General features: G+C 56.3%; 21 protein-coding genes. 8 read left to right on the forward strand and 13 right to left on the reverse strand.

Features of this window, described 5'->3' with window-relative positions:
• Window positions 1-4: 4 nt before the first annotated feature.
• The 5 genes from FHW16_RS17955 to FHW16_RS17975 form a co-directional block, all read right to left on the reverse strand.
• The gene (locus FHW16_RS17955) at window positions 5-1,474 is read right to left on the reverse strand and encodes a M81 family metallopeptidase (RefSeq protein WP_182550645.1); all 1,470 of its coding nucleotides are present in this window, start codon (window positions 1,472-1,474) and stop codon (window positions 5-7) included.
• Between the two features lie 22 nt (window positions 1,475-1,496).
• Window positions 1,497-1,865 carry a Rid family hydrolase gene (locus FHW16_RS17960; protein WP_182550850.1) on the reverse strand — a complete coding sequence of 123 codons (369 nt, stop codon included), beginning with the start codon at window positions 1,863-1,865 and terminating at the stop codon, window positions 1,497-1,499.
• A gap of 19 nt (window positions 1,866-1,884) precedes the next feature.
• Window positions 1,885-2,712: a carbohydrate ABC transporter permease gene (locus FHW16_RS17965; RefSeq protein ID WP_182550646.1), complete on the reverse strand. Its 828-nt coding sequence runs from the start codon at window positions 2,710-2,712 to the stop codon at window positions 1,885-1,887.
• Window positions 2,709-3,578 carry a carbohydrate ABC transporter permease gene (locus tag FHW16_RS17970; RefSeq protein ID WP_182550647.1) on the reverse strand — a complete coding sequence of 290 codons (870 nt, stop codon included), beginning with the start codon at window positions 3,576-3,578 and terminating at the stop codon, window positions 2,709-2,711. Before FHW16_RS17970 ends, FHW16_RS17965 begins: the two co-directional genes overlap by 4 nt.
• Window positions 3,579-3,658: 80 nt before the next feature.
• Window positions 3,659-4,888, reverse strand: a complete 1,230-nt coding sequence (locus FHW16_RS17975; RefSeq protein WP_432652050.1) for an ABC transporter substrate-binding protein — start codon at window positions 4,886-4,888, stop codon at window positions 3,659-3,661.
• 279 nt (window positions 4,889-5,167) lie between these two features.
• Here FHW16_RS17975 and FHW16_RS17980 point away from each other — a divergent pair, with 279 nt between their 5' ends.
• The 4 genes from FHW16_RS17980 to FHW16_RS17995 are packed head-to-tail and all read left to right on the forward strand — an operon-like array spanning window position 5,168 to window position 8,973.
• Window positions 5,168-5,959, forward strand: coding sequence for an SDR family oxidoreductase (locus tag FHW16_RS17980; RefSeq protein ID WP_182550649.1), 792 nt, complete (start codon window positions 5,168-5,170; stop codon window positions 5,957-5,959).
• Between the two features lies 1 nt (window position 5,960).
• Window positions 5,961-7,028, forward strand: coding sequence for an ABC transporter ATP-binding protein (locus FHW16_RS17985; RefSeq protein ID WP_182550650.1), 1,068 nt, complete (start codon window positions 5,961-5,963; stop codon window positions 7,026-7,028).
• 1 nt (window position 7,029) lies between these two features.
• Window positions 7,030-7,911 carry a MurR/RpiR family transcriptional regulator gene (locus FHW16_RS17990; protein ID WP_182550651.1) on the forward strand — a complete coding sequence of 294 codons (882 nt, stop codon included), beginning with the start codon at window positions 7,030-7,032 and terminating at the stop codon, window positions 7,909-7,911.
• Between the two features lie 3 nt (window positions 7,912-7,914).
• Window positions 7,915-8,973 (forward strand): D-TA family PLP-dependent enzyme, encoded by a 1,059-nt coding sequence (locus FHW16_RS17995; protein ID WP_182550652.1) that lies wholly within the window; start codon window positions 7,915-7,917, stop codon window positions 8,971-8,973.
• On the opposite strand, the gene FHW16_RS18000 is transcribed toward FHW16_RS17995, so the two are convergent.
• Window positions 8,970-9,677, reverse strand: coding sequence for a DUF3053 family protein (locus tag FHW16_RS18000; protein ID WP_182550653.1), 708 nt, complete (start codon window positions 9,675-9,677; stop codon window positions 8,970-8,972). The two genes, FHW16_RS17995 and FHW16_RS18000, sit on opposite strands and share 4 nt — an antisense overlap.
• Window positions 9,678-9,923: 246 nt before the next feature.
• Window positions 9,924-10,850 carry a LysR family transcriptional regulator gene (locus tag FHW16_RS18005; RefSeq protein WP_182550654.1) on the reverse strand — a complete coding sequence of 309 codons (927 nt, stop codon included), beginning with the start codon at window positions 10,848-10,850 and terminating at the stop codon, window positions 9,924-9,926.
• A 97-nt stretch (window positions 10,851-10,947) separates the two neighbouring features.
• On the opposite strand from FHW16_RS18005, the gene FHW16_RS18010 reads away from it, so the two are divergent.
• From FHW16_RS18010 to FHW16_RS18020, 3 genes are all read left to right on the forward strand, one after another.
• Window positions 10,948-12,156, forward strand: coding sequence for an MFS transporter (locus tag FHW16_RS18010; RefSeq protein WP_210278190.1), 1,209 nt, complete (start codon window positions 10,948-10,950; stop codon window positions 12,154-12,156).
• A gap of 134 nt (window positions 12,157-12,290) precedes the next feature.
• Window positions 12,291-12,713, forward strand: coding sequence for a hypothetical protein (locus FHW16_RS18015; protein WP_182550655.1), 423 nt, complete (start codon window positions 12,291-12,293; stop codon window positions 12,711-12,713).
• A 75-nt stretch (window positions 12,714-12,788) separates the two neighbouring features.
• Window positions 12,789-12,980: a hypothetical protein gene (locus FHW16_RS18020; protein ID WP_182550656.1), complete on the forward strand. Its 192-nt coding sequence runs from the start codon at window positions 12,789-12,791 to the stop codon at window positions 12,978-12,980.
• Window position 12,981: 1 nt separating this feature from the next.
• On the opposite strand, the gene FHW16_RS18025 is transcribed toward FHW16_RS18020, so the two are convergent.
• The 5 genes from FHW16_RS18025 to FHW16_RS18045 all read right to left on the reverse strand — a co-directional run bounded on the left by FHW16_RS18025 (window position 12,982) and on the right by FHW16_RS18045 (window position 19,586).
• The gene (locus FHW16_RS18025; protein WP_182550657.1) at window positions 12,982-13,743 is read right to left on the reverse strand and encodes an ABC transporter permease; all 762 of its coding nucleotides are present in this window, start codon (window positions 13,741-13,743) and stop codon (window positions 12,982-12,984) included.
• Window positions 13,740-14,666, reverse strand: coding sequence for an ABC transporter ATP-binding protein (locus FHW16_RS18030; RefSeq protein ID WP_182550658.1), 927 nt, complete (start codon window positions 14,664-14,666; stop codon window positions 13,740-13,742). Before FHW16_RS18030 ends, FHW16_RS18025 begins: the two co-directional genes overlap by 4 nt.
• A 223-nt stretch (window positions 14,667-14,889) precedes the next feature.
• Window positions 14,890-17,073 carry a TonB-dependent siderophore receptor gene (locus tag FHW16_RS18035; protein WP_182550659.1) on the reverse strand — a complete coding sequence of 728 codons (2,184 nt, stop codon included), beginning with the start codon at window positions 17,071-17,073 and terminating at the stop codon, window positions 14,890-14,892.
• Between the two features lie 177 nt (window positions 17,074-17,250).
• Window positions 17,251-18,132: a helix-turn-helix domain-containing protein gene (locus FHW16_RS18040; protein WP_182550660.1), complete on the reverse strand. Its 882-nt coding sequence runs from the start codon at window positions 18,130-18,132 to the stop codon at window positions 17,251-17,253.
• Window positions 18,133-18,359: 227 nt separating this feature from the next.
• Complete coding sequence (locus FHW16_RS18045) at window positions 18,360-19,586, reverse strand: MFS transporter (protein WP_182550661.1); 1,227 nt, start codon at window positions 19,584-19,586, stop codon at window positions 18,360-18,362.
• 130 nt (window positions 19,587-19,716) lie between these two features.
• Here FHW16_RS18045 and FHW16_RS18050 point away from each other — a divergent pair, with 130 nt between their 5' ends.
• Entirely contained in the window at window positions 19,717-20,544 is an 828-nt protein-coding gene (locus FHW16_RS18050; RefSeq protein WP_246711836.1) for an AraC family transcriptional regulator, read from the forward strand.
• On the opposite strand, the gene metH is transcribed toward FHW16_RS18050, so the two are convergent.
• Window positions 20,529-24,305, reverse strand: coding sequence for a methionine synthase (metH, locus tag FHW16_RS18055; RefSeq protein WP_182550662.1), 3,777 nt, complete (start codon window positions 24,303-24,305; stop codon window positions 20,529-20,531). The two genes, FHW16_RS18050 and metH, sit on opposite strands and share 16 nt — an antisense overlap.
• Between the last annotated feature and the right edge of the window lie 23 nt (window positions 24,306-24,328).

The following is a 24,328-nucleotide window of genomic DNA, read 5'->3' on the forward strand; positions in this document are numbered from 1 at the left end:
TTGGTCAGAATGGCATTTCGACCCGTGGCCAGATTTCGCGGGTCAATTTCCGGTAATCGGTCTTCTTCGGGTTGGACGGATAAGGCGCGCCCGCATCGATATAGATGATCTCGGCGGCGACCGGCTCGAAACCCGCATGGAAATGATTGGTCGATTTGACCAGCAGGATATCCTTGGAAGCAGGCTCGATGCCAAGATTGGAAAAAATGTCCGGTTCAAATGTCTGGGTCCGGTTGGTATTGAGGATGACCTCGATATCAGTGCCTTCAAGACGGATGACGGCAGCCGGTCCGAGGGTTACCCGGCTCTTGCCAAAACTCTGCCAGCCTTCCTGGACGGCTTTTAAAACCTCAACCTGTGCATCGATCGGTGCGCCGCCATCCGGGCCGGCCTTGCCACCAAAGCGCAACTGAATCCGTGCGCCCTCACCGGCGGCGAGACAGAACGTGACGGCAATCGGGTCCCAGATTGTCGCCACGGCAACATTGCCGATACCGCGCTCGATGATGCGGCGCAGGATCAGGGTGCCGTCACCGGCAACACCGCCGCCCGGATTGTCCCAGACGTCGGCAACCACGACCGGCTTTCCGGTCTTCTTCGCAGCCAGGGCCACAGCCTTGTCGAGGCCTGCTTCCGTATCGAGCATCGGCATGGCGGTGCGGCCGCGCATGGCAAAAATTTCCATGCCCAGCGATTCAGCCAATGCCGCACCACGCGACGCATCATTGTCGGTGACAACCATAACCTGCGTGCCAAGCTCGGGCACATCACCAGCCATGAAGCCATGGATCAAGGAGATGGAGAGAATATTGAGATGACCCTGCATCGCCTGAATGCGATCGATGAAGGAGCGCATCGGCTCGCGGCTGGTCGGATAGACGCCGATCATCCGACAATCAAAGGTAGAAATAACCGGTTTGATTTCGCCTCTTAGCGTCCGAAGTGCAAGATCGACCACGTGTTCACCGCGCTCGTAGAAATCCGTATGCGGAAATTCGAGAAAGGCTGCGAGAATGTTGGAGTTCTGCACCCGCTTGCGGGTCAAATGGCTGTGCGGGTCAAGTTCCGACGCAATAAGCACGTCGGGACCGACGATCGACCGGATACGTTCGAGAAGATCACCTTCGCAATCATCATAGCCCTGGGCGACCATCGCCCCGTGCAGACCAAGGATCACGCCATCAACCGGCAAGGCTGTTTTCAGTTGGTCAAGGATTTCATCGCGCAGTTCTTCATAGGCCTGTTTCTGCAGCAGGCCACCCGGTTCTGCCCACGTGGCAGTGCCCTCAACCAGCTCAAAGCCCTCTTCCCGCGCGCGACGACGCAGAACCACCATGGGTGCCGAGCAGAGCGTCGGAGTATCCGGATGTTCGCCGGGTGCCGCATAGAATGCCATTTCAAAACTGGCCCGGTCCGTGGGAACCGGCGAGAATGTGTTGGTTTCCGTCGCGAGGGATGCGGTGAAAATGCGCATGGAAATGCCTGTTCTTTGTGGATCAGAGGGGCTTGTAGGCGATGGCTTCGATTTCAATCTTGATGTCAATCATCAGGCGCGATTCAATCGTCGTGCGCGCCGGAGGATTCTGCGGGAAATAGGTCGCGTAGGTCTTGTTGAACGCGGCGAACTCGCGTGCATCTTCGAGAATGACGAAGGTCTTCACCACATCTGACAGTTCTGCTCCCGCAAGAGCGAGCGCTGTCTTGATATTCTCCATCACCTGTTTGGTCTGCGCTTCAATCCCTCCGATAATGACGGTGCCATCGGCACCGACCGGGACCTGACCTGAAATGTAGATGAAATCTCCGGCGCGAACTGCCGGTGACAGCGGCACATGTGCGGATCCAAAATGCTGTTTTGTCATGATGTTCAATTCCTGTAGTTGATTATTTGACGGCGCCGATGGAAAGGCCGCGCACCAGATAGCGCTGCAACCATGCGAAGAGAATGGCTACCGGGACAGATGCAACAAATGCCGCAGCCATCACATAGTGCCAGTCGACCGTGTAGCGGCCGGCAACGAGCGAGAGCACACGGATAGGCAATGTGTAATTCTCTTCCTTGCGCAGCATGGTGAGTGCGATGACAAACTCGTTCCAGGCGTTGATGAACGTGAAGATGGCGGTAACCACCATTGCCGGGACTGCAAGCGGCAGGAAGACGCTGCGCAGCGTGCGCCAGCGGTTTGCCCCTTCCATCCATGCTGCTTCTTCGAGATCGCGCGGTATGGTTGAGAAATAGCTTTGCAGCATCCACACGCAAAAAGCGATGTTGAAGCCCGTGTAGATGATGACGAGCACATTCAGGTTGTCGATCATCCCGACATTGGCCACCAGCCGGAACAGGCCGATGACCAGCACGATCGGTGACAGCATCTGCGAGACGAGCAGAAATTGCCGGTATGCATTGCGGCCCGCGAACTGGTAGCGGCTGAGGGCGTAGGCAGCGGGAATGGAGACGGCAATTGTTAGCAAGGTCGACAGCGCTGACACATAGAGTGAATTGGCGAGTGCCGACGCAATGCCTGACGTCTGCCACATCTCGGAAAAATTCTGCCAGTGCAGTTCTTCCGGCCACCAGGTGGGGTTCAGCACTTCTGTTGCCGACTTGAACGAAGTGATGGTCATAACCGCATAGGGAAAAAGAATGACGACAACAATGGGCGAGAGGAAAAGCCAGAAAAGGATCGAGCGCTTGAGCTTGCTGTTCATCATGCCTTCTCCTCACGCATGGCCAGCCGCACATAGATCAGGGTAAAAACCAGAAGGATGACAAACATGATCAATGATACGGCGGCTGCATCACCCAACCGGCCGAGCCGGAAGCCAAGCTCGTAGAGGTAGGTGACCAGAATATGCGTTGAGTTTGCTGGCCCGCCCTGTGTGGTTACCCAGATGATGGGGAATGAATTGAAGACGTAAATCGTGTTCAATACGAAGGCGATATTGATAAACGGTCGCAACAAAGGGAGCGTGATCAGGCGAAACTGATCCCAGCGCCCTGCGCCTTCGGTGGCCGCAGCCTCGTAGAGATCATCAGGAACCGAGGACAGTCCGCCGAGAAAGATTGTGACGGTAAAGGGCATTGAAACGAGAATGCCGATCAGGATCTGCATGGGAAAGGCGGTGGAGGCTTCGGCAAGCCACTGGATGTTGCTGTTGATCAGCCCGAGATCGCGCAGGGCTGAGTTCAGCATGCCGCTTTCGCCGTTCAAAGCCCAACGCCACACAACGGCGGTCATGCTCAGTGAAATCGCCCAAGGCAGCATGATCAAAATGCGGGCAATGCCCCGACCGTAGAAATCTTCATTAAGGATCAGCGCAATCGGTACGGATACAATCAAGGTGCCAAGTACGACGCAGACAGTCCAGATCAAAGTGCGCCAGGTGGCGGCGATAAAGTCTGGATCAGCGAAAAGCACACGGAAATGCTCGAGCCCGACAAAGTCGCGCAGCATGCCGAAGCGGTTCACATCATGCAGCGAGAGCGAGACAATTTCTTTCAGCGGCCACAGAATGATGGCGGCTGCCAGAACAAAGCTCGGCAGGATGAGAAAATAGGGGGCTGTTGCCCGTTGCATATGCGTGCGTTCCTTGACCGGAGAGTATGGCTTTTGAAGAGCGGAATGGGAGAGCGGACACGCCCGCTCTCCCGGTTGGCTTACTTCAGCGTTGCGTTGATCTTGGCAGCAGCATCTTTCAATGTTGCCTCGGCTTCGCCCTGGCCAAGATAGATTTTCTGCACGGCATTGGAGGTCGTCTTGGCGATATCTTCCCAGCCCGGAATAACAGGTGCAAAACGTGCATTCGGCAGAAGCGACGTGAAGACCTTCAGATCGGCATTGTCCGCGAAGTAAGGATCTTTCGCTTCTTCCGCGTTCACTGGCAGGAAGCCTTCGATCTTGTCGAACTTGGTGCGCTGTTCGGCGGTGAAGATGAAATCTAGGAACTTCCAGGCGGCTTCCTTATTCTTGGAATTCTCGAACAGGACAATGGAGTCGGTGACGCCATAGGTACCCTTGTCGCCGTTCGGACCTGCAGGAATAGGCGCTACACCGTAGTTCAGTTTGGGCGCTTCAGTCTTGATCTGGCCGGACAGGAACGGTGCGGTGATGACCGTCGCGACCTTGCCCTGCTTGAACAGGTTCTGCACATCTTCACGGGAATAGGAAGTCACGCCCGGCTGGGTCAGACCCTCATCGATGAAGCTCTTGTAAAGCTTGGCTGTCTCGATTGCTGCCTTTGAATCGAGACCTGATTTGCCGTCCTTGACGATCTCACCGCCGTTCGACCACATGCCGTAGTAGAAATAGACGTCGGTCTCGATTTCCTTGCCCTGCAGACCGAAACCATAGGTCTCGCCGCCGAGCTTCTTGATCTTTTCCGCATCGGTCTTGAAGTCGGCCCAGGTTGCCGGTGGCGTGCTGATGCCGGCCTTGGCGAAAATATCCTTGTTGTAATACATCGCACGCGCCGAAGCGGCGATCGGCAGGCCATAGACCTTCCCGTTCATGACGGAAGGCGTAAGGAACGTATCGATAAAGCGGGCCTTGAACTCAGGTTTGATGTGCTCATCGAGTGGCGCAACGATACCCTCCGACACATAATCGAGCAGCCAGCGCGTCCCGATGATCGAAAGATCGGCATTGGCGCCGGCGGAGATATCTGTGGTCAGTTTCTGCTGCAGGCTGTCCCACGGCACAACTTCGATCTGGACTTTGACGTCAGGATTGGCGGCTTCGAACGCCTTGGCAGCTTCCTGGAAATAAGGGCCTGTACCCTTGCTGTATTCGGCGATGGTGACTCGCACAGTGCTGTCGGCAAAGGCGCTGCTGCTGAAAGCAACGAGGCTTGCTCCGGCAAGCAGGCATAGTTTCTGTTTGAACGTCATTGTCATTCCCCTTGTTATCGTCGCGTTCGAGCGGCGTTTGTTGTGTTCGTGAACCGTCTTCGGCGGGCATACTCATGCCCTTCGGGAAGCCGCTTCTTTCAACCAGCCCTTCTATCTTCAAATGTAATTTAATTTCATGCAAGCGAATTTTGCAGCGATTTAATGTATTTTTATGTTGCTTTTTTTCACACATCGCCATTAGCTGAATAGCAAGCGGTCGAATCCGCAGAATGTCGTCCGTGATAACGGGCCAATGATACGGGAACAGATGAACGAGCGATGACCCTACCCAATTTGCATGATTTTTTCGGTCTCAAAGGCAAGCAGGTTCTGATTACCGGAGCCGGAGGCGGGATCGGTCAAGCGCTGATCGCAGCATTCAACGCCGCCGGGGCCATTGTCTCGGGTGCCGACCAGACGGGCATTGCGCTTGAAGCCTTGCCCCTTGCCCATCGCCTTGTCTTTGAACTGACGGACCGCACTGCCATTGCAAAGGTCATTGGCGACTTTATCAAAACGTCAGGCGCGCCGGATGTGCTGATCAACAATGCCGGATTTACCCGTGGCGAAACGCTGGATCAGGTGGATGGCGATGTCTGGGATCGCGAGATTGCAATCAATCTGAATGGCGCATTTCATGTGACGACTCCGGTCGTTAAGGCCATGGCCAAGCGCGGCAGCGGCAACATCGTGTTCATATCCTCGGTCAATGGGCTCTCGCATTTCGGCAATCCCGCCTATTCGGCAGCCAAGGCCGGGCTGATCTCTTATGTGAAAGCACTTGCGGTAGAGCGTGGGCGCTATGGCATCCGCGCCAATGCAGTCTGTCCCGGCTCGGTACGAACACCCGCATGGGATCATCGTCTGGCCGACCAGCCGGAACTGCTGGCGAAAGTCCTGCCGCACTATCCGCTTGGCCGCATGGTAACACCGGAAGAAGTGGCAAATGCCGCCCTGTTTCTCTCGTCATCAGCGGCCTCGGGCATAACTGGCACAGCGCTGGCTGTGGATGCCGGGTTGACGTCAGGCAATCTGCGCTTCATCAACGACGTTCTTGTGGGAGAAAACTGACATGGCCGGCCTCCAGATCAAACAGCTCGTCAAGTCTTACGGCGCGATGAGTGTCCTGCACGGCATCGATCTTGACGTGCGTGATGGTGAGTTTCTCGTCCTCATCGGCCCGTCCGGCTGCGGCAAGTCCACGCTGCTCCGCATGATTGCCGGTCTCGATGACATTTCTTCGGGTGAGTTATGGATTGGCGATCGCCTGACCAATGGCCTTGCACCGCAGCAGCGCAATATTTCCATGGTCTTCCAGAGCTATGCGCTGTTTCCGCATATGACGACGCGCAAGAATATCGGCTTTGGTCCGAAAATCCGGCGTGAGGCCGGAAGTGTGATCGACGCCAAGGTGAACAAGGCAGCAGAAACACTGAATCTGCACGATTATCTCGACCGTCTGCCGCGCCAGCTCTCAGGTGGTCAGCGCCAGCGTGTCGCAATGGGCCGCACCATCGTGCGCGAGCCGGATCTTTTCCTTTTTGACGAGCCGCTTTCCAATCTCGACGCCAAGTTGCGTGTGCAGATGCGCACGGAGATCAAGGCGTTGCATCAGCAACTCAAGACAACCATCGTCTATGTAACGCATGACCAGATTGAAGCCATGACCATGGCCGACCGGATCGTCGTGATGAATGGCGGCCGCATCGAACAGATCGGTTCGCCGCTCGAACTGTATGACGGTCCAGCCAATAAGTTCGTTGCCGGGTTTCTTGGATCCCCCGCGATGAGCTTCATTCCGGGTATATTGGAACGTGGTGACGGGGTTGTGCGTATGCGGACAGCAGAGGGTTTCACGATCCCGGTGGGTGATACGACCGCTGCTTCGGGCCAGCCGATTGAAGTGGGCATCCGTCCCGAGCATTATCGTCTGGCGGCGAGCGGTCAGGGTTTCCCCTATAAAGTCGCAGTGGTTGAACCCACAGGCTCGGAAACGCACCTCTTTGGCACGATTGCAGGCGTGGACGTTCGCGCTGTCTTCCGTGATCGCATCGCTCCGGAACCGGGTAGCCAGATGTTGCTGACGGTCGATCCTGGCAAGGTTCATGTCTTTGACGGGAAAACCGGAAACCGGATCTGAAATGGCTTCGCCGCATTTTGATATCGTTGCCCGGCTGCGTGAAATCGCCGAGAATGGCCAGCGCTCCGATCAAAGGGTGGCTGCGGCCGTACTGGAAGATGCGGATTTTGCCACCCATGCTTCGATCGAACGGCTGGCGGAAAAGGCGGGTGTCAGCGAGCCGACGATTACCCGTTTCTGCCGCATGCTCGGCTTCGAAGGCACGCGCGATTTCAAAGTTGGCCTCGCACAGTCCCTGGCGATTGCCGGGCGGTTCATCTCGGTCAATCCGGCAGATGCTTCTACCGGCAATGGCGTTCCCTCCATCATCGCCAGCAGTGCCATGAACGCTATCGAGACCGTGACAGGCCTGATAAACCGAGCTGATCTTGATCAAGCCGCCACTATCGTTGCCGGCGCGGGCATGGTTCGCGCCTATGGATCAGGCGGTGCTTCATCCATGGCAGCGACCGAGCTCGAAAACCGCTTGTTCAGACTGGGCCTTCCCGCCGCCGCGCATATTGACGGCGAAATGCAGCAGATGACCGCGGCGACCAGCAACAAGGATACGGTTATTGTCGCGTATTCGCTGTCCGGTGAGGTCAAGCCAGTCATCGATGCCGTGACCATTGCGGGACGTTACGGGGCGAAAACAATTGCTTTTACGGCTGCCAATTCTTCTTTGGCGGCGGCGGCGCAGCTGATCTTGCCTTTTCATATTGAGGAGGGCACGAATGTCTACCGGCCCTCGCCCGCCCGCTACGCCCTGCTTGCCCTCACCGATATGCTGGCCATGAGTGTGGCAGAGAAAATTGGTGCACCTGCGGTGGAACGCATGCGCCGCATCAAGAACCTTCAGGGCATGCAAAAAAGCGATGCTCCGAACCTTCCGCTTGGAGATTGAGAATTGAAATTGTCCGACCTTGATACGCCTGCCGTCCTTATCGATGTGGACCGGGCCGACGCCAATCTGCAGCGTTTCCAGACCTACGCCGATGCACATGGGCTGGCGGTACGCCCGCATATCAAGACACACAAACTGCCGCGCTTTGCCAAGCGGCAGGTCGAACTCGGTGCCGTCGGAATCACGTGCCAGAAACTGGGCGAGGCCGAAGTCATGGCCGATGCCGGTCTGACCGACATCTTCATTCCCTACAATATCATCGGGAAAGCCAAGCTCGACCGGCTTGTTACCCTGAACGACCGGATCAAGATCGCCGTGACGGCTGACAGTGCGGCGACGGTAAACGGACTTGCGGCTGCATTTGCGGGCTCGCCGAAGCCGCTCGAGGTTCTGGTTGAATGTGACACGGGCATGGGGCGTTGCGGTGTGCAGACACCGGATGACGCGGTTGCACTGGCGAAGGCGATCGATGCCGCTGATGGCCTTACCTTTGCGGGGTTCATGACCTATCCGAAAGCGGGTGCTGTATCGGAGAATCAGACCTGGCTGGCCACAGCGAAGCAGAAGGGCATCGATGCCGGGCTTGACCCGCGCATCATCTCGAATGGCGGCTCACCTGACATGTGGCGTGCCCATGAGGTGACGGCAGCTACGGAACACCGGCCTGGCACCTATATCTATATGGACCGGTTTCAGGTCGCAAAGAACGTAGGTACCTGGGACGATTGCGCCCTCACCGTTCTCGCAACGGTTGTCAGCCGCCCGACGGAAAACCGCGCGGTCATCGATGCCGGTTCAAAATCGCTTTCAAGCGATACTTTCGGGATGGAAGGGTTTGGACGGATCGTCGAGTTTCCCGATGCTGTCATCACGTCGCTCAGCGAGGAGCATGGGACGATCGATGTATCGGCTTGTGCATCGAAGCCGCAAATCGGCGACCGGGTACGCATCATCCCCAATCATGCCTGTGTCGTGTCAAACCTGTTCGACAGCATCGTGCTGATATCAGGCGACGAGGTTGTTGACATTGCCCCCGTCGCCGCCCGTGGTCGGGTTGGTTAATTGCCGTAGATTGCCGCCCGCATTTTTTTCTGCGCTTCGGCCATCGCCTGTCCCTTGGCATTGACCTGTTCAAGCAGGGTGTTCAACTGTGCCTGAACTGTGGGATCAGATACCTCAAACATCGAGCCGGAAATTGTTATCTTGTCCTTATGCTGATCGACGAAATCGACGACCTTCAGGAGAATGTCAAAGGTCGCGCTCGTGGCCGGAAAGATTTCCTTATAGGTGTTGGCGAGATTGCTGACGGTCTTCTCATAGGCCTTGTCGAAGACGGGCTTGAGGTCTTCCGGCTGCTTTAATGCGGCATGGGCTTTGTCAGCGGTGGTCTGCTCTTCATCCATGGTCGTGCGCAGGGCGCTCAATCCGGCATAGGCGGTTTTGATGTCCTCCTTGCGGTTCATGGCGTCATCAATGGAGGTAATTGCGCCTTTGGCAGTAAGGGCTTCCATTGGCTTGCTGATCTTTTCGTTCATGGCTGCATGAAAATCAGTGATTATCTTGTACTGGCCTGCATAATTGCCAAGGGACTTTGTCTCTTCCGCCGTCAGCTGCGGCACGCTCACGCCCTTCTTGTCGACGATGCGTGTCTGCAGAAAGTCGATGAATGCCTTGCGTTGAGTGGCTTCGCTGTCCGAACAAGCTGAAATCATCAGGGCCATGAACACGGTCATGACAGCCGCAATGGCAAAACGGAATCCTGGCATTTTGTTAGTTTCCTTTTCTTTTTCTTACGTCCGCTCAGGCAAAAGAAACCCGAGCAGTTGGACCTGTCGGCCATCATTGCGCTCTGTGGTGCTGCGAAAATTGGGCACCAGCAAGGGTAGAGCGTTGTATTACCCTCAAAGATTAATTGCGTCTGTGGTTAGCACCTAGTGCAGAAAGGCTGTATGTACAACCACGATGGTCAGCTCGAATCATGTTTTCCAGAAGCAATGGGGCGCAATGAAAGTTCAGGGCCGGGCGATCTTCCCCAGCTTTACCTGTTCGACAAGGGATTTTCGGAACAGCCGTGAGGCCGGTCCCAACGGTTCATCGCAGCGGTGCGCTATATAGGCGCGCAACACCGTTTCGCCATTCCGGCCATATTCGGCGGTGGGCACCCGCACCAGCCGTCCTTCCTTCAGATCCTGTTTAACCAGCCAGATGGGAAGGTTACCCCAACCGATGCCTTTCAGGATGAGCACCCGCTTGGTGTCGTTGTCGCTGACCCGCCAGGTTCGTGGCGAAAGCACATGAAAATCACGTCCCTGTGTCAGATGCGACGGGTCTTCGCCAACGATTTGAACGTGATCAGCCAGTTCTGCAGCAGTGATGACAGGTCCCTGCGCCGCGCGTATTGCCAAGGGGTGATGAGGCGAAACCACAGCAACACGCCAGAGAAAAGCCAGTTCTTCCAGTTCAATCATCGGATCCGGCATGTCAAATGCCATAATGGCAATAGTGCAGCGGCGTTCACGCAGGGCTGCGATGGGGGTTCCCATAGGGGCGATTGTCAATCGCACTCCAACCGAGGGATAGGCATCCTGCATCGTCTTCAATGCATGGGCTGCAAGCTCGACGGGAAACTGCGGGTCAAGTGCGATGGAGATGCCGAGTTCCAGTCCCTCGCCCAATCCGCGGGCGCGGGCTCGCATTGTATCGACCTTCAACAGGATGGCCCGAATATCGGCGAGCAACGCCTGTCCTTCCGACGTCAAAACGGGGCGATGGCCGGAGCGGTCAAACAGCATGACACCAAGCTGCGTTTCCATACCGCCTATCGAATGACTGATGGCAGATTGTACGCGGGACAGTTGAGTTGAGGCTGCGCGAAAACTCCCCGTCTCGGTGACGGCAATGAACATACGCATCTGGTCCAGAGTCAGTGCATCGAGCATGATCGATTAAATCGATCATATCATCTCATATTTTGTCAATATCATCGATGAAGCGACCGTGACAATATCCAACGGATATCAACTTTGGATATGCACCGTGACAGAAATTGACACTGCCAGCCTTCCCATCGCCAGAACCAATCGCCTTTCGACAATCCTTGTCATTGCAAGCGGCGTTGTTGCAGCGCTTCAGGTGGGGAAAGCCGCTATTGCCATTCCTGCCTTGCGCACTGATTTTCATCTCAATCTTCAGCAGGCCGGATGGGTCATGTCGATTTTCGCCCTCCTCGCCGTTGTGGGCGGCATCCCCGTAGGTGCCGCCACGACCCGTTTTGGCGACAGGAATCTGCTTGTTGCCGGGTTGTTCGCCATCGCGGCAGGGAGCGCGATCGGCGCTTCTACCGAGACATTCGGCATCCTGCTCGCTGCTCGGATATTGGAAGGAACCGGGTTGCTTCTGGTGGTGATTTCAGGGTCAGCCATCCTCAATCGCGTTGCAACCAAACAGGATCGCGACCTCGTCTTCGCATTCTGGAGCTGCTACATGCCGGCTGGAATGGCACTGGCGCTTCTGCTCGGCATTGCCATTGATGGCTGGCGCGTTTTCTGGTTTGCCAATGCGGCCGTTGCTAGCCTTTTTGCGGTTCTTGTCCACATTCTGGTACCCCGGGAGAGATCGCAGAGTGCCCCGGCAACGTTTGCGATCATTGCAGAAAATGCCCGCAAAACCCTTACGTCGGCCGGCCCGCTGCTTCTCGCGCTGATGTTCGCCATGTATGGCCTGCAATTCTTTGCGCTGTTCAGTTTCCTGCCGGTTTTGCTGGTTGAACGGATCGGTGTGTCGCATGCAACGGCAGGCGTGATGAGTGCGTTTGCCATCGCCGCTAATATCGCCGGCAATATCGGTGCTGGCGTCGCGTTGCGCCGGGGCGTACCCCGCGCGCTGCTGCTTGCCGGTGCAAGCGCTGTCATGACAGTCACGGGTATCGCCGTGTTCATCCTTCCGGCGCCTACATGGGTGATCTTTGGTCTTTGCGTCATCTTTTCAGGTGTGGGTGGTTGTTTGCCGTCGGCCATGATGGGTGCGGCGCCAAGAGCGGTGCCTGAACCACACCTCGCAGCAATGTCAGTTGGTCTCGTGATGCAGGGCAGCAATCTTGGCCAGATGATCGGACCAGTGGTTGTTGGCAGTCTTGTGGACCGCGGTGGCTGGACGATGGCCGCAGTTCCCGTGGCGATCGCCGGCGGAATTGCCATAGCCACTGCGTTTGCCCTGCAAGGAGTGTTCCGCCGCTTTACGCTATAAGATCAAGATCCTGACGCTGCTTCCTGACACATTTTCGAGTGTTGTTCCTGGAACATGCCGATTGTGGCTAATCATATATAGTCATAGAATACGATGGCTGCGGCTGTTTGTTTCAAGCCGGAAAAGAGGTGCCAATGGAGGAAGATGCGGCAGAGTTCGCTCATCATCTGAGACAGAGGGCGGTAACCTATGGCGTGCTGACCTGTATTCTCATGGTCGGCACTTCAATCATTGCCGACAAGGGCGGCGCTCTGTTTGCCGGGTTATGGCCCCTCATGATGATTGGCGGCCTGATCACGCTGTTCCTCACCGGCTATCTGCTTTTTGATGCAGCCCTGTTCCGGTTTATAGCCTCCCATGAGGATGAACTCGATGGTTGCAAGGCCTTGGACGATATACTGGCGCGGATGCGCCTGCGCGCCCGTCCGGAGAAGACCCGGCCGTTGCATCTTCGCATTTCAGGAACCAAGAGCCTTCTCGTAAAACTGCATATTGCGTTTGCAGCCTTTGTGACCCTGTTCGTTGCTCTGGTCATCTACGGGCTTTGGGGCCGGTGAAAGGACTCGACTCGAGGCCAGTTTTTCCGACATCATGCTCAACTCTGGTAGAGCGTAACGTGTGAGGCCCGGGAAATGCCAAGTCCTGCAGTCAAGGTGTTGTTTGAAGAACGATCGCCAATGGCGAGCAAGGCTTACCATGCTGTCCGGGGCGATGACATATTTCCCGCAGTGAAGCCGGAAGAAACCTCCGCCGATTTTCTCTGCTCGGAGGAGCGCAATCATACGACTGATGATCGCGATCCATCTCAGCGTTGGGAAGAGTAGCCTAGCTCTTCAATCGGTATCCCGTCTTGAACATCCAGCGAACAATCAGAATGCAGACAACGAGGAACACGGCAGTCATGCCAAGGCTGGTTCCGATATGCACATCTGACACACTGTAGAAGCTCCAGCGAAAGCCACTGATGAGATAGACCACTGGGTTGAACAGGGTGACTGTGCGCCAGAATGGTGGAAGCATGTCGATGGAATAGAAGCTTCCGCCCAAGAATGTCAGCGGCGTGACGATCATCAACGGCACCAGCTGCAGTTTTTCAAAGCCATCAGCCCATATGCCGATGATAAAGCCGAACAGGCTGAAGGTAACGGCAGTCAGTACCAGAAACAGCACCATCACAAACGGATGTTCGATCCGCATCGGCACGAACAATGCGGCCGTAGCCAGAATGATCACGCCGAGAATGATCGATTTCGACGCTGCCGCACCGACATAGGCAACAACGATCTCGAAATAGGAGACGGGTGCTGACAGCAGTTCGTAGATCGTTCCGGTGAATTTGGGAAAGTAGATGCCGAAGGATGCGTTCGAAATGCTCTGCGTCAGCAGCGACAGCATGACGAGCCCCGGCACGATGAATGCGCCGTAGCTGACGCCGTTGATTTCAGGAATTCGCCCGCCGATCGCCGAACCGAAGACGACGAAATACAGGCTGGTCGAAATGACAGGCGAGATGATGCTCTGCATGATCGTGCGCCAGGTGCGATGCATTTCGAACAGGTAGATTGCACGGATAGCGTGGAGGTTCATTTGCGTTCTCTCACCAAATTGACGAAGATTTCCTCAAGAGAACTTTGCTTCGTCTGAATATCGTTGAACCCTATGCCCGCCTTGTCCAGATCCTTGAGCAGGGAGGCAATGCCGGTTTTGTCCTTGTGCGCATCATAGCTGTAGATCAGCTCGCAGCCGGTGGGTGTCAGTTCGAGCCCGTACTTGGCAAGTGCCTCCGGCACGGCCTTGCGCTCCTCCTGCAATTGCAACCGAAGCTGTTTCTTGCCCAGTGAGCGCATCAGTTCGCTCTTTTCCTCAACAAGGATGATCTCGCCCTTGTTAATGACGCCGATGCGATCGGCCATCTGTTCGGCTTCTTCGATGTAGTGGGTCGTCAGGATAATGGTTACACCGGACTCGCGCAGCGCGCGCACCACATTCCACATGTCACGCCGCAGCTCGACGTCGACGCCGGCGGTCGGCTCGTCAAGGAACAGGATCTCCGGTTCATGCGAGAGCGCCTTGGCAATCATGACGCGGCGTTTCATGCCGCCCGACAGCGTGATGATCTTGTTGTCTTTCTTGTCCCAGAGCGAGAGCTCTTTCAGAATCTTCTCGATATGGGCGGGATTGGATGACTTTCCGAAGAGGCCCCGGCTGAAACTTACCGTGTTCCATACCGTTTCAAACGCATCCGTTGTCAGTTCCTGCGGCACAAGGCCGATCTTGGTGCGTGCAGCGCGGTATTCTTTCTGGATATCGTGGCCATCGGCGAGGATTGTTCCCGATGTCGGGTTGACGATGCCGCAGATGGTGCTGATCAGCGTTGTCTTGCCCGCACCGTTTGGCCCAAGCAATGCGAAGATTTCGCCGTGATGGATATCGAGATTGATGTTCTTGAGTGCCTCAAAACCTGAATCATAGGTTTTGTGCAGATTGGAAACCGATATGGCTGATGACATGAGACCTGTCCGAACGGAATTTTCAGTCGTGACGTCTCTGGGGAATGAAATAAGAGACCCGACCATCATTGGAAGAATTGTTTTCCTTATATGGTGATCGGAACAGGTTTTCAAACCACCTCCTGACAAAACAAGTCAGCAGGGCCTGCCAAACGAAACACCCGCAATGCTAAAGCATCGCGGGTGTCCGAATGAGCATGTGTTTATGAAAGCTGTTTTTTGACTACCATTTGGTATGGGCTGACAGCGTGATCGTCCGGCCGTCCCCGTAGCCGCAGACCGCCTCTCCGTCGCATCCCTTCACATAGGCTTTGTCGAAAAGGTTGGTAACATTGAGGGCAACGCCCCAGGTGTCCTTCTCGTACCGGATTGTCGCGTCAAACAATGTGGCATCGGGAACCTTCAGTGTATTGGTCTTGTTGGCATAGGATTCGCCTTGGTAGCGGACGCCTGCCCCGAGATTGACGCCCTCCAAGGGACCCTGGTCAACCGTATAGTCCAACCAAAACGATGCCGACACTTTAGGGACGATTGTCGGCCAGTTACCAACCAATGCGGAATCTTCATCCTTGGTTATATCCATATCGAGCACAGTCAGCGACGCCAGAGCTTTCCAGTTCTGGTCGATATTGACCTTACCTTCCAGTTCCAGCCCGGTCGATGTGACCTCACCCAACTGTGTGTCGATGAAGGTGCCGGGAATGCGCGAAAGGGCATTTTGCTTGGTGATCTGGAAAACCGATGCAGTCAGCAAACCATCAACGAAATCGGGTGCGTATTTGATACCCGCTTCGAACTGATACCCCTCTTCCGGCTTCAGGGGTTTTTCCAGGGTGGTGCCAATCACAGGATTGAAAAATGTTGCGGCACTGACATAGGGCGTTATGCCATTGGAAAACTCATAACCGAGGCCGACACGGCCGCTCACGGCGCTTTTGTTATAGTTGTAGGTTGGCCCCAGCGGAAAGAACGGGCCTTCTGCCGAATCTGACTTGATGCTGACGTAATCGTACCGGCCATTCAGGGTGACGAGCCAGCCATCGCCGAACCGCACTTGATCCTGTGCATAGACGCCAATCTGGTTCATCTTCAGAACCTGATCAAGGTACACGCTGGTCGGGCCCTGCGGTGTACCATAGACCGGATTGTTCGCACTGATTGGCGTAGCGCCGCCCGAAGCTTGAACCTGATCGATCTTGAAATACTTGTAGTCGACGCCAAACAGGAAGTTGTGTTCGAGGGCTCCGGTCGTGAATTCTTTCTCGGCCCGGTTGTCCATCAGAAACGTATCGACCTTGGTGTCGTGGTTGAAGCCAATGCGATACAATTGATTGTCGGGTGTCGTAGGGTTCGGGCCACCGCCATAGGGATAAGCGGGATCGACGTAACCATACGGATAAGGGCTGGTTTCTTTCTTGTTCTGATGGCCGTAGCGAACGTTCTGGCTGAGCTTCCAGCCGTTGTCGAATGTGTGTTCAGCTTCGTAACCGATCATGTATTGGCGGTTGGTGCCGTCATCGATACCAGGCTCGGTGAAATTGGCCTTGCGGCTGATCTTGCCGAATGGGGCGTCAATAACTGTACCAACGTAAGGCAGAAACGCGCCGCCGGCGTGGGTCTGGTCGAGCGCCGAGAACTGACCAAAGACATTGATTTTTGTGTCAGCTGACGGTTCATATGTGATCTGCGGCATCACCGAGCCGCGGAAATCCTTGGCAAAATCCGTCTGCTGCTCGCCCCCGGCAATCCGTCCGGTGAAGCGGTAGGTCCACACGCCATTTTCATCGATCTTGTCGCCGACATCCACGCCGAGATAGGCATTGCCGTACTGGTTGACGCCGGTTTCGATACGGCCGAAGCGGTCCTTTTCCGGGCGCTTGCTGACCATGTTGACGATACCGCCCGGATTGGCGCCGCCGTAAAGTACGGAAGCAGGGCCTTTAAGAACTTCAACGCGCTCCAGCATGAACGGATCAAGCTGGAAGCCGCCGAATCCGTAGCCGAAAAGCGGCAGGCCATCGAGGAAGATGCCGGTCTGGGTGGCCTGGAAGCCGCGAATGAAAATCCAGTCCGTATCCGGGTCTTCACCGAAGGGCGAAGCGGTGATGCCTGCTGTATAGCGCAAGGCTTCGTCAACCTTCTTGACGCCGCGATCCTGCAATTCTTGCTGGCCAACCACGGAAACCGACTGTGGAATGGCGGTAATCGCCATATCGGATTTTGAGCCCACGGTTGTCTTTTTGGCGACATAGCCCTTGACCGGGCCGGTCGCGGTGCCGCCGCCGTCGATGACGATTTCTTTCAGAAGCACGGGTTCCTGCGCCATGGCGATGCCCGGCTGCAGGAGCCCGAGTGCCGTACCGGCTAGGAGAAAACCTGCCCAGCGGACCTTGTTCTTTACTGTCATTGTGTATTGCCCCAAATGATCCAATAGTCCTGCACGCCGCCCATCCGCGCAGGTATCGTCATGCCGCTTGAAAGATATTATGAATATTTAACTCAACTATATCAGTGGGTCTTGTCTGAAAACACGGATCATTGAATGTTTCTGGGCTAAAGTCCGGCGCCTGTCGGGCTTCTCACGCTATTTCTGTGAACGTTGCCACGCCGCTGGAGTGAGCCCCGTATGCTGACGGAAAACGCGCGTGAAATGCGCCTGATCGGCAAAGCCCGCCAGTTCTGCGATGTGGTTGAGGCTGTGGCTGGTTCGCAGCAGCATCTCTTCGATACGCCGGATGCGGATGCTCATCTGCCACTGGTGTGGCGGCATTCCGGTGGATGCCTTGAAGGCGTGGCCGAAATGCGATTGTGACAATCCGGTCAGTTCTGCCAGTTCCTGCAAACGGATCGTCTGCATCCAGTGCGCTTCCATGTAATCGGTGGCACGGCGCAATTGCCATGGCGCAAGCCGGCTGCGCTTGCGCTCGGTCTTGGCCTTGATGTCGAACAGGACAGAGAACACGGCGATCGCAAGGCTTTCACCGTAGAGCTGATGCAGCGGTTCGTTATTGGCACACTCGCCAGCGAGAAGATTGGCGAGCGACAGGATCCGGGCATCGGAAAACATCAGGCGCGGGCGCGTGATGGCCGTCAGGTCGATGTCCTCTCCAAAACGTTTGACGAGGCTTTTCACATTGAAGTGCAGGTCGATGTGACGGATGTGTTTCACGTTGTCGAGCCGTGCCCAGAGCGGCATTCCGGCGGGCACATAGCACATGGGATTGGTGACGCCCTCACCGGCCAGATCCTTGCTCTCGGCGCCAAGCCGTACGTTGAACTTGCCTGTCTTCAAACCATCGAGAACAATGAAAAGCCGCGGGTCTCTGGCCTCGTACTGGCCACTGGCATCCGGGGCACAATCCACGCTGAAAAGATCAGCCACAACGCCGTCCCAGGAGCGCTGTTGCAGCCCTCCCACGACCGAGAAACCATTGATCTTGGTGCTCATACGCGGTTGAAAAGTCATGCATCTGACTTAAAGTGATCTGAAATAGCACACAACTACAATGATTTAGAACGCTTCCAGAAGGTTTTGCTCTAAGTAAAAAAATATGAATAAAGAAATCATCTTTACCAATTGAAATCATTGAACCAATTGGAAACGGGCCCGGATCATCTGCGATCCGGACCCGCTAAGGTTGAAGCCTCATTATTTCCGCAACTGTCGCAGCGCCGCAACAATCGCAGGGATACCTAGGCTGGCATTACTGCACTTTCACCCTTCACCTCACGCATGCTCGGCAGGAAGATGGTCAGCAGGCCAAGGAATGGCAGGTACGAGCAGATCATATAGACAAAGTCGATGCCCTTGTTGTCAGCGACGACACCGAGAACGGCGGCGGCTATGCCGGCCATGCCGAAAGCGAAGCCGAAGAAGATACCCGCAATCATGCCAACCCGTCCCGGCACCAGTTCCTGAGCAAACACCACGATGGCCGGGAATGCAGAAGACAGGATGAGGCCGATGAACACGGTCAGCACACCGGTCCAGAACAGGTTTGCATAGGGCATCAACAGCGTGAAGGGCAGTACGCCAAGGATCGAGAACCAGATGACGGTCTTGACGCCGATCTTGTCACCGACCAGCCCGCCGCCAATGATGCCGACAGCAGCAGCACCAAGGAACAGGAAGAGCATCAGCTGTGACTGCTGCACCGTGATGCCGAATTTGTGGATCACATAGAACGTGTAGTAGCTGGATATGCTTGCCAGATAGATGTTCTTGCTGAAAACCAGCAGCGTGAGAATGATCAGCGACATCGTCACCTTGCGGCGCGGCAGTTTCAGGGCGCGGCTGGCTGGCGGTTTTTTCGAGTTGGCGGCGCGGTAGCGCTGATACCAGTTACCGACCTGATACAGGACGATCATGCCAATCAGTGCTGCTGCCGAGAACCAGGCAATGCTTTGCTGGCCGCGCGGCAGGATGATGAAGGCAGCGAGCAGAGGCCCGAGCGCCGTACCGAAATTGCCGCCGACCTGAAACAGAGACTGGGCAAGGCCGTGGCGTCCACCGGATGCCAGACGCGCCACACGCGAAGATTCCGGATGGAAAATGGAAGAGCCAATGCCGATGAAGGCGGCGCCAATCAGCAGCATCGAATAGTGCGTGGCGATCGACAGCAAACCAAGGCCGACGAGCGAAAAGCCCATACCGACCGGCAGGGAATAGGGCATCGGACGTTTGTCGGTATAGGTTCCAACCACAGGCTGCAACAGCGAAGCCGTAACCTGGAATGTCAAGGTCAGCAGGCCAATCTGCTTGAAATCAAGTCCATAATTGGTCTTGAGCATCGGATAGATGGCGGAGAGCATGGACTGCATCATGTCATTGAGCAGATGGCAGAAGCTCACGGCAAAAATGATGCCGAAGGCAGTTATTTCAGCGGATGAGCGCTGCGCAGGTAAGGATGTATCGGTCATATCGGGCGTTCCATCGGAGAATGAGGGCTTTGATTGCGTGCTTCGCGTCACCCTTCGCCACCCTGATATACCTGTTGCATGAAACCTGCCTTCGTGGTTTGGTCTACTTCTTTCGCGAGTGGGCCAAACCATGCTGTATTTGAAATTTCCCGAGATGAGTTTCCACGGCACCGAGCTGGGGCGCGTACATCTGCAGCGGCTTGAGTGGCTCGAGCAGTCGAAGGGGGATGTTGTTGCCGGATTGGCACATTATCCCTCCGGATGTCATGTCCCCGAGCATCGTCACAGCCTGTCCCAGTTGCTGCACGCGATGACCGGCGTGGTAATGGTCACGACCAAATTCGGCCGCTGGATGGTACCGCCACACCATGCCTTGTGGCTTCCGGCCGGGATCGGGCATGCGGTCGATATGCATGGTGATGTCGCCATGCATTCCATCTATGTCCGCCCTGAAGCCGTCGAGGGGCTGAAGAGCCATCTGCATGTGGTGGCCCTGACGCCCCTTATGGATACATTGATCCGCGAAGTCGTGGCCTCGCCTGCGGAACAGGAAACGAGCCCGCGCACGATCTTCATGATGGGGCTGCTCCTGCACGAGATCCCCAATCTGGAAGAACGCCCGCTGGGCCTGCCTTTCCCGGAGGATGCACGGCTTGCGGCGCTTTGCCGGGGTTTTCTGAAAGACCCCTCGCCTCATACCAATATCGATGGCTGGGCTGATCAGTTGGGAATGAGCCGCCGCACCTTCACGCGCATCTTCCGCAAGGAAACGGGCTTGAGCCTTTCGACATGGCGGCAGCAGGCGTGTCTGCTGTCAGCCTTGCCGCGTCTGACCGAAGGCGAGGCGGTAACAAGTGTTGCGCTTGATCTTGGCTACAACAGCGTTCCCGCCTTTACCACCATGTTCAAACGCATGCTGGGAGCCCCTCCCCGCAATTACCTTCACTCTGCCGCCTGAACCCGCGGGGCCGGAACGTAATTGAGGATGGGGCCAAGCCAGCGCTCGACCTCTTCGATCGGCATCGCCTTGCGCTTGGAATAATCCTCGACCTGATCGCGCTCCACCTTGGCCACGCCGAAATAGTAGGATTCCGGATGGGCGAGATAGATGCCCGAAACGGACGAGCCCGGCCACATGGCATAACTCTCCGTCAGGCGAACGTTGATCTGCTTTTCTGCGTCAAGCAGGCTGAACAGCGTGTCTTTTTCCGTGTGATCGGGCTGCGCCGGATAGCCGGGTGCCGGACGGATGCCGCGATAGGGCTCGCCGATCAGTTCGTCTGGCTTCAGGGTCTCATCGGCAGCATAACCCCAGAATTCCTTACGTACTTTCTCGTGCATCAATTCGGCAAATGCTTCCGCAAACCGGTCGGCAAGCGCCTTCACCAGAATGGACGAATAATCGTCGTTGGCCCGTTCAAACCGTTCGGCAATGGCAATTTCCTCGATGCCTGCCGTTACAACGAAACCGCCGATGTAATCCTGTTTTCCGCTCGCCACCGGCGCGACGAAATCCGACAGGGCGACATTCGGACGGCCATCACGCTTCGACAGCTGCTGGCGCAGCGTGTACATGGTTGCAAGTTCACTCTTGCGGGTTTCGTCGGTGAACAGACAGATATCATCACCAACGGTACCGGCTGGCCAGAAACCGATAATGGCTTTCGGATTGAACCATTTCTCGTCGATGATCTTGGTCAGCATGGCCTGTGCATCGGCAAACAATTGCCGCGCTGCCTCGCCCTGCTTTTCATCCTGTAGAATAGCCGGATAGCGGCCCTTCAACTCCCACGTCTGGAAGAACGGTGTCCAGTCGATATACCGCGACAATTCCTCGAGGTCGTAATTTTCAAATACCCGAGTTCCCAAGAACGATGGCTTCGGTGGTTCATAGCCCGACCAGTCGATCTTGTGTGCATTCGCCCGCGCCTTTTCCAGCGACAGCCGCTGCTTGTCGGCCTCGTTGCGGGCATGGGTCTCGGCCACCTTGGTGTATTCGCTGCGGATGTTATCGACAAAGCCGCCCTTGGTGTCCGGCGAGAGAAGCTGGGAGACGACACCGACAGCACGGCTCGCATCGGTCACATAGACCGTCTGCCCCTTGTGATAGCGCGGGTTGATCTTCACCGCCGTATGCACGCGGCTTGTCGTGGCCCCGCCGATCAGCAGCGGAATGTTGAACCCTTCGCGCTCCATCTCGGATGCCACATGCACCATCTCATCGAGCGATGGTGTAATCAGTCCGGACAGGCCGATAATGTCGACATTGAGCTCTTTTGCAGTCTGCAGGATCTTGGTGGCAGGCACCATGACGCCGAGGTCGATGATCTCGTAATTGTTGCAGGCGAGAACGACGCCAACAATATTCTTGCCGATGTCGTGCACGTCACCCTTGACCGTCGCCATCAGCACCTTGCCGGCGCTTTCACGTTCGCCCGTGCCGCCATTGGCAAGCTTTTCCGCTTCCATATGCGGCAGAAGCAAAGCCACAGCCTGTTTCATCACGCGGGCAGATTTCACCACCTGCGGCAGGAACATCTTGCCGGCACCGAAGAGATCGCCGACCACATTCATGCCGGCCATCAGCGGGCCTTCGATCACATGCAGCGGCCGAGCGGAACCAAGCCTCGCCTCTTCCGTGTCAACATCAATGAATTCGGTGATACCATTGACCAGAGCGTGGGAAATGCGGTCCGCCACGCTCCATTCGCGCCAGGCGAGATCGCGCTCACGCGCTTCCTTGCCTGCTGATCCCTTGTAGCGCTCGGCCAAATCCAGCAGCCGTTCTGTCCCGTCGTCGCGGCGGTTGAGCACGACATCTTCGCAGGCCTCGCGCAATTCCGGATCAATGGACTCATAGACCGCCAGCTGTCCGGCATTGACGATGCCCATGTCCATGCCGACCTGGATCGCATGATAAAGAAATACCGCATGCATGGCTTCACGAACGGGCTCATTGCCGCGGAACGAGAAGGACAGGTTTGAGATGCCGCCGGAGATATGCACATGCGGCAGCGTTTCGGTGATCTGACGCGTCGCCTCGATAAATGCAACGCCATAGCCATTGTGTTCCTCGATACCCGTGGCAACAGCAAACACATTCGGATCGAAGATAATATCCTCAGGCGGGAAACCCGCCTCCTTGGTCAGAAGCTCATAGGCGCGGGTACAGATCTCGACCTTGCGCTCCAGCGTGTCAGCCTGCCCTTCCGTATCGAAGGCCATGACCACGACGGCGGCACCATAAGCACGGACGCGTTTGGCATGATGAAGGAAAGCTTCCTCGCCTTCCTTCATGGAGATGGAGTTGACGAGCGGCTTACCCTGTACGCATTTCAAACCGGCCTCGATGACGTCCCACTTGGAACTGTCGATCATGACGGGTACGCGGGCGATATCCGGCTCGGCGGCAATGAGGTTGAGGAACTCGACCATCGCCTTTTCGCTGTCGATCAGGCCTTCATCCATGTTGATGTCGATGATCTGCGCGCCATTGGCCACCTGATCGCGTGCGACGTCGAGCGCTGTCGCAAAGTCGCCTGCGGTGATCAGCTTGCGGAACTTGGCCGAACCGGTGATGTTGGTGCGCTCGCCGACATTGACGAACGGAATGTCCTTGGTCAGCGTGAACGGCTCAAGGCCGGACAGACGCATATGCGTGGAGATTTCCGGAATCTGGCGCGGCGGATATTTGCTGACAGCTTCGGCAATCGCCCGGATATGATCCGGCGTCGAACCGCAACAGCCGCCGACGATATTCAGCAACCCCTCCTTGGCAAAGCCTTCCAGCTGTTCCGCCATGGCCTCGGGAGTCTCGTCATACTGCCCGAATTCGTTGGGAAGACCGGCATTCGGATAGGCGCAGACGAACGTGTCGGCCACACTGGAGATTTCAGCCAGATGGGCGCGCATCGCATTGGCGCCGAGCGCACAGTTGAGGCCGATGGTGAATGGCTCCGCATGGCGCACGGAATGCCAGAACGCCGTCGGCGTCTGCCCGGACAAGGTGCGGCCTGAGAGATCAGTGATCGTGCCGGAGATCATAATGGGCAAAGTAACGCCCTTTTCCTCGAACACTTCCTGCGTAGCAAACACCGCCGCCTTGGCATTCAGCGTGTCGAAGATCGTCTCGATCAGGATAATATCGGCCCCGCCGTCCATCAGGCCGCGCACCTGATCCGCATAGGCAATGCGCAGATCATCAAAGGTGACCGCCCGATAGCCGGGATTGTTCACGTCAGGCGAAATGGACGCAGTGCGGTTCGTCGGTCCGAGTGCCCCGGCCACGAAGCGGCGTTTTCCATCCTTCTGTTCGGCCTTGATCGCCGCGCGGCGGGCAAGACGTGCGCCATCGCGGTTCAGCTCATAGACGACCTCTTCCATGCTGTAATCAGCCTGGGCGATGGTCGTGGACGAGAACGTGTTGGTTTCGAGAATGTCTGCACCAGCCATGGCATAGGCATAGTGGATGTCCTCGATAGCCTGGGGCTGCGTCAGAATCAGAAGATCATTGTTACCCTGCAGGTGACAGGAGCAATCGGTAAAGCGGTCGCCGCGAAAATCATCCTCGTTCAGGCTCAAGCCCTGAATCTGCGTGCCCATGGCCCCGTCGAGAATCAGGATGCGCTCCTGCGCCGCTTTGGTCAGCGCTTCAAACACCTCCGAGCCATCCCGTGGAGCGCCCATGGGACCGAACAGATTATCGACTGCAATGTTCATAACTCAAACGCCTCTTGGCCATC

The sequence above is a fragment of the Phyllobacterium myrsinacearum genome (assembly GCF_014138285.1).
Taxonomy (GTDB): domain Bacteria; phylum Pseudomonadota; class Alphaproteobacteria; order Rhizobiales; family Rhizobiaceae; genus Phyllobacterium; species Phyllobacterium myrsinacearum_A.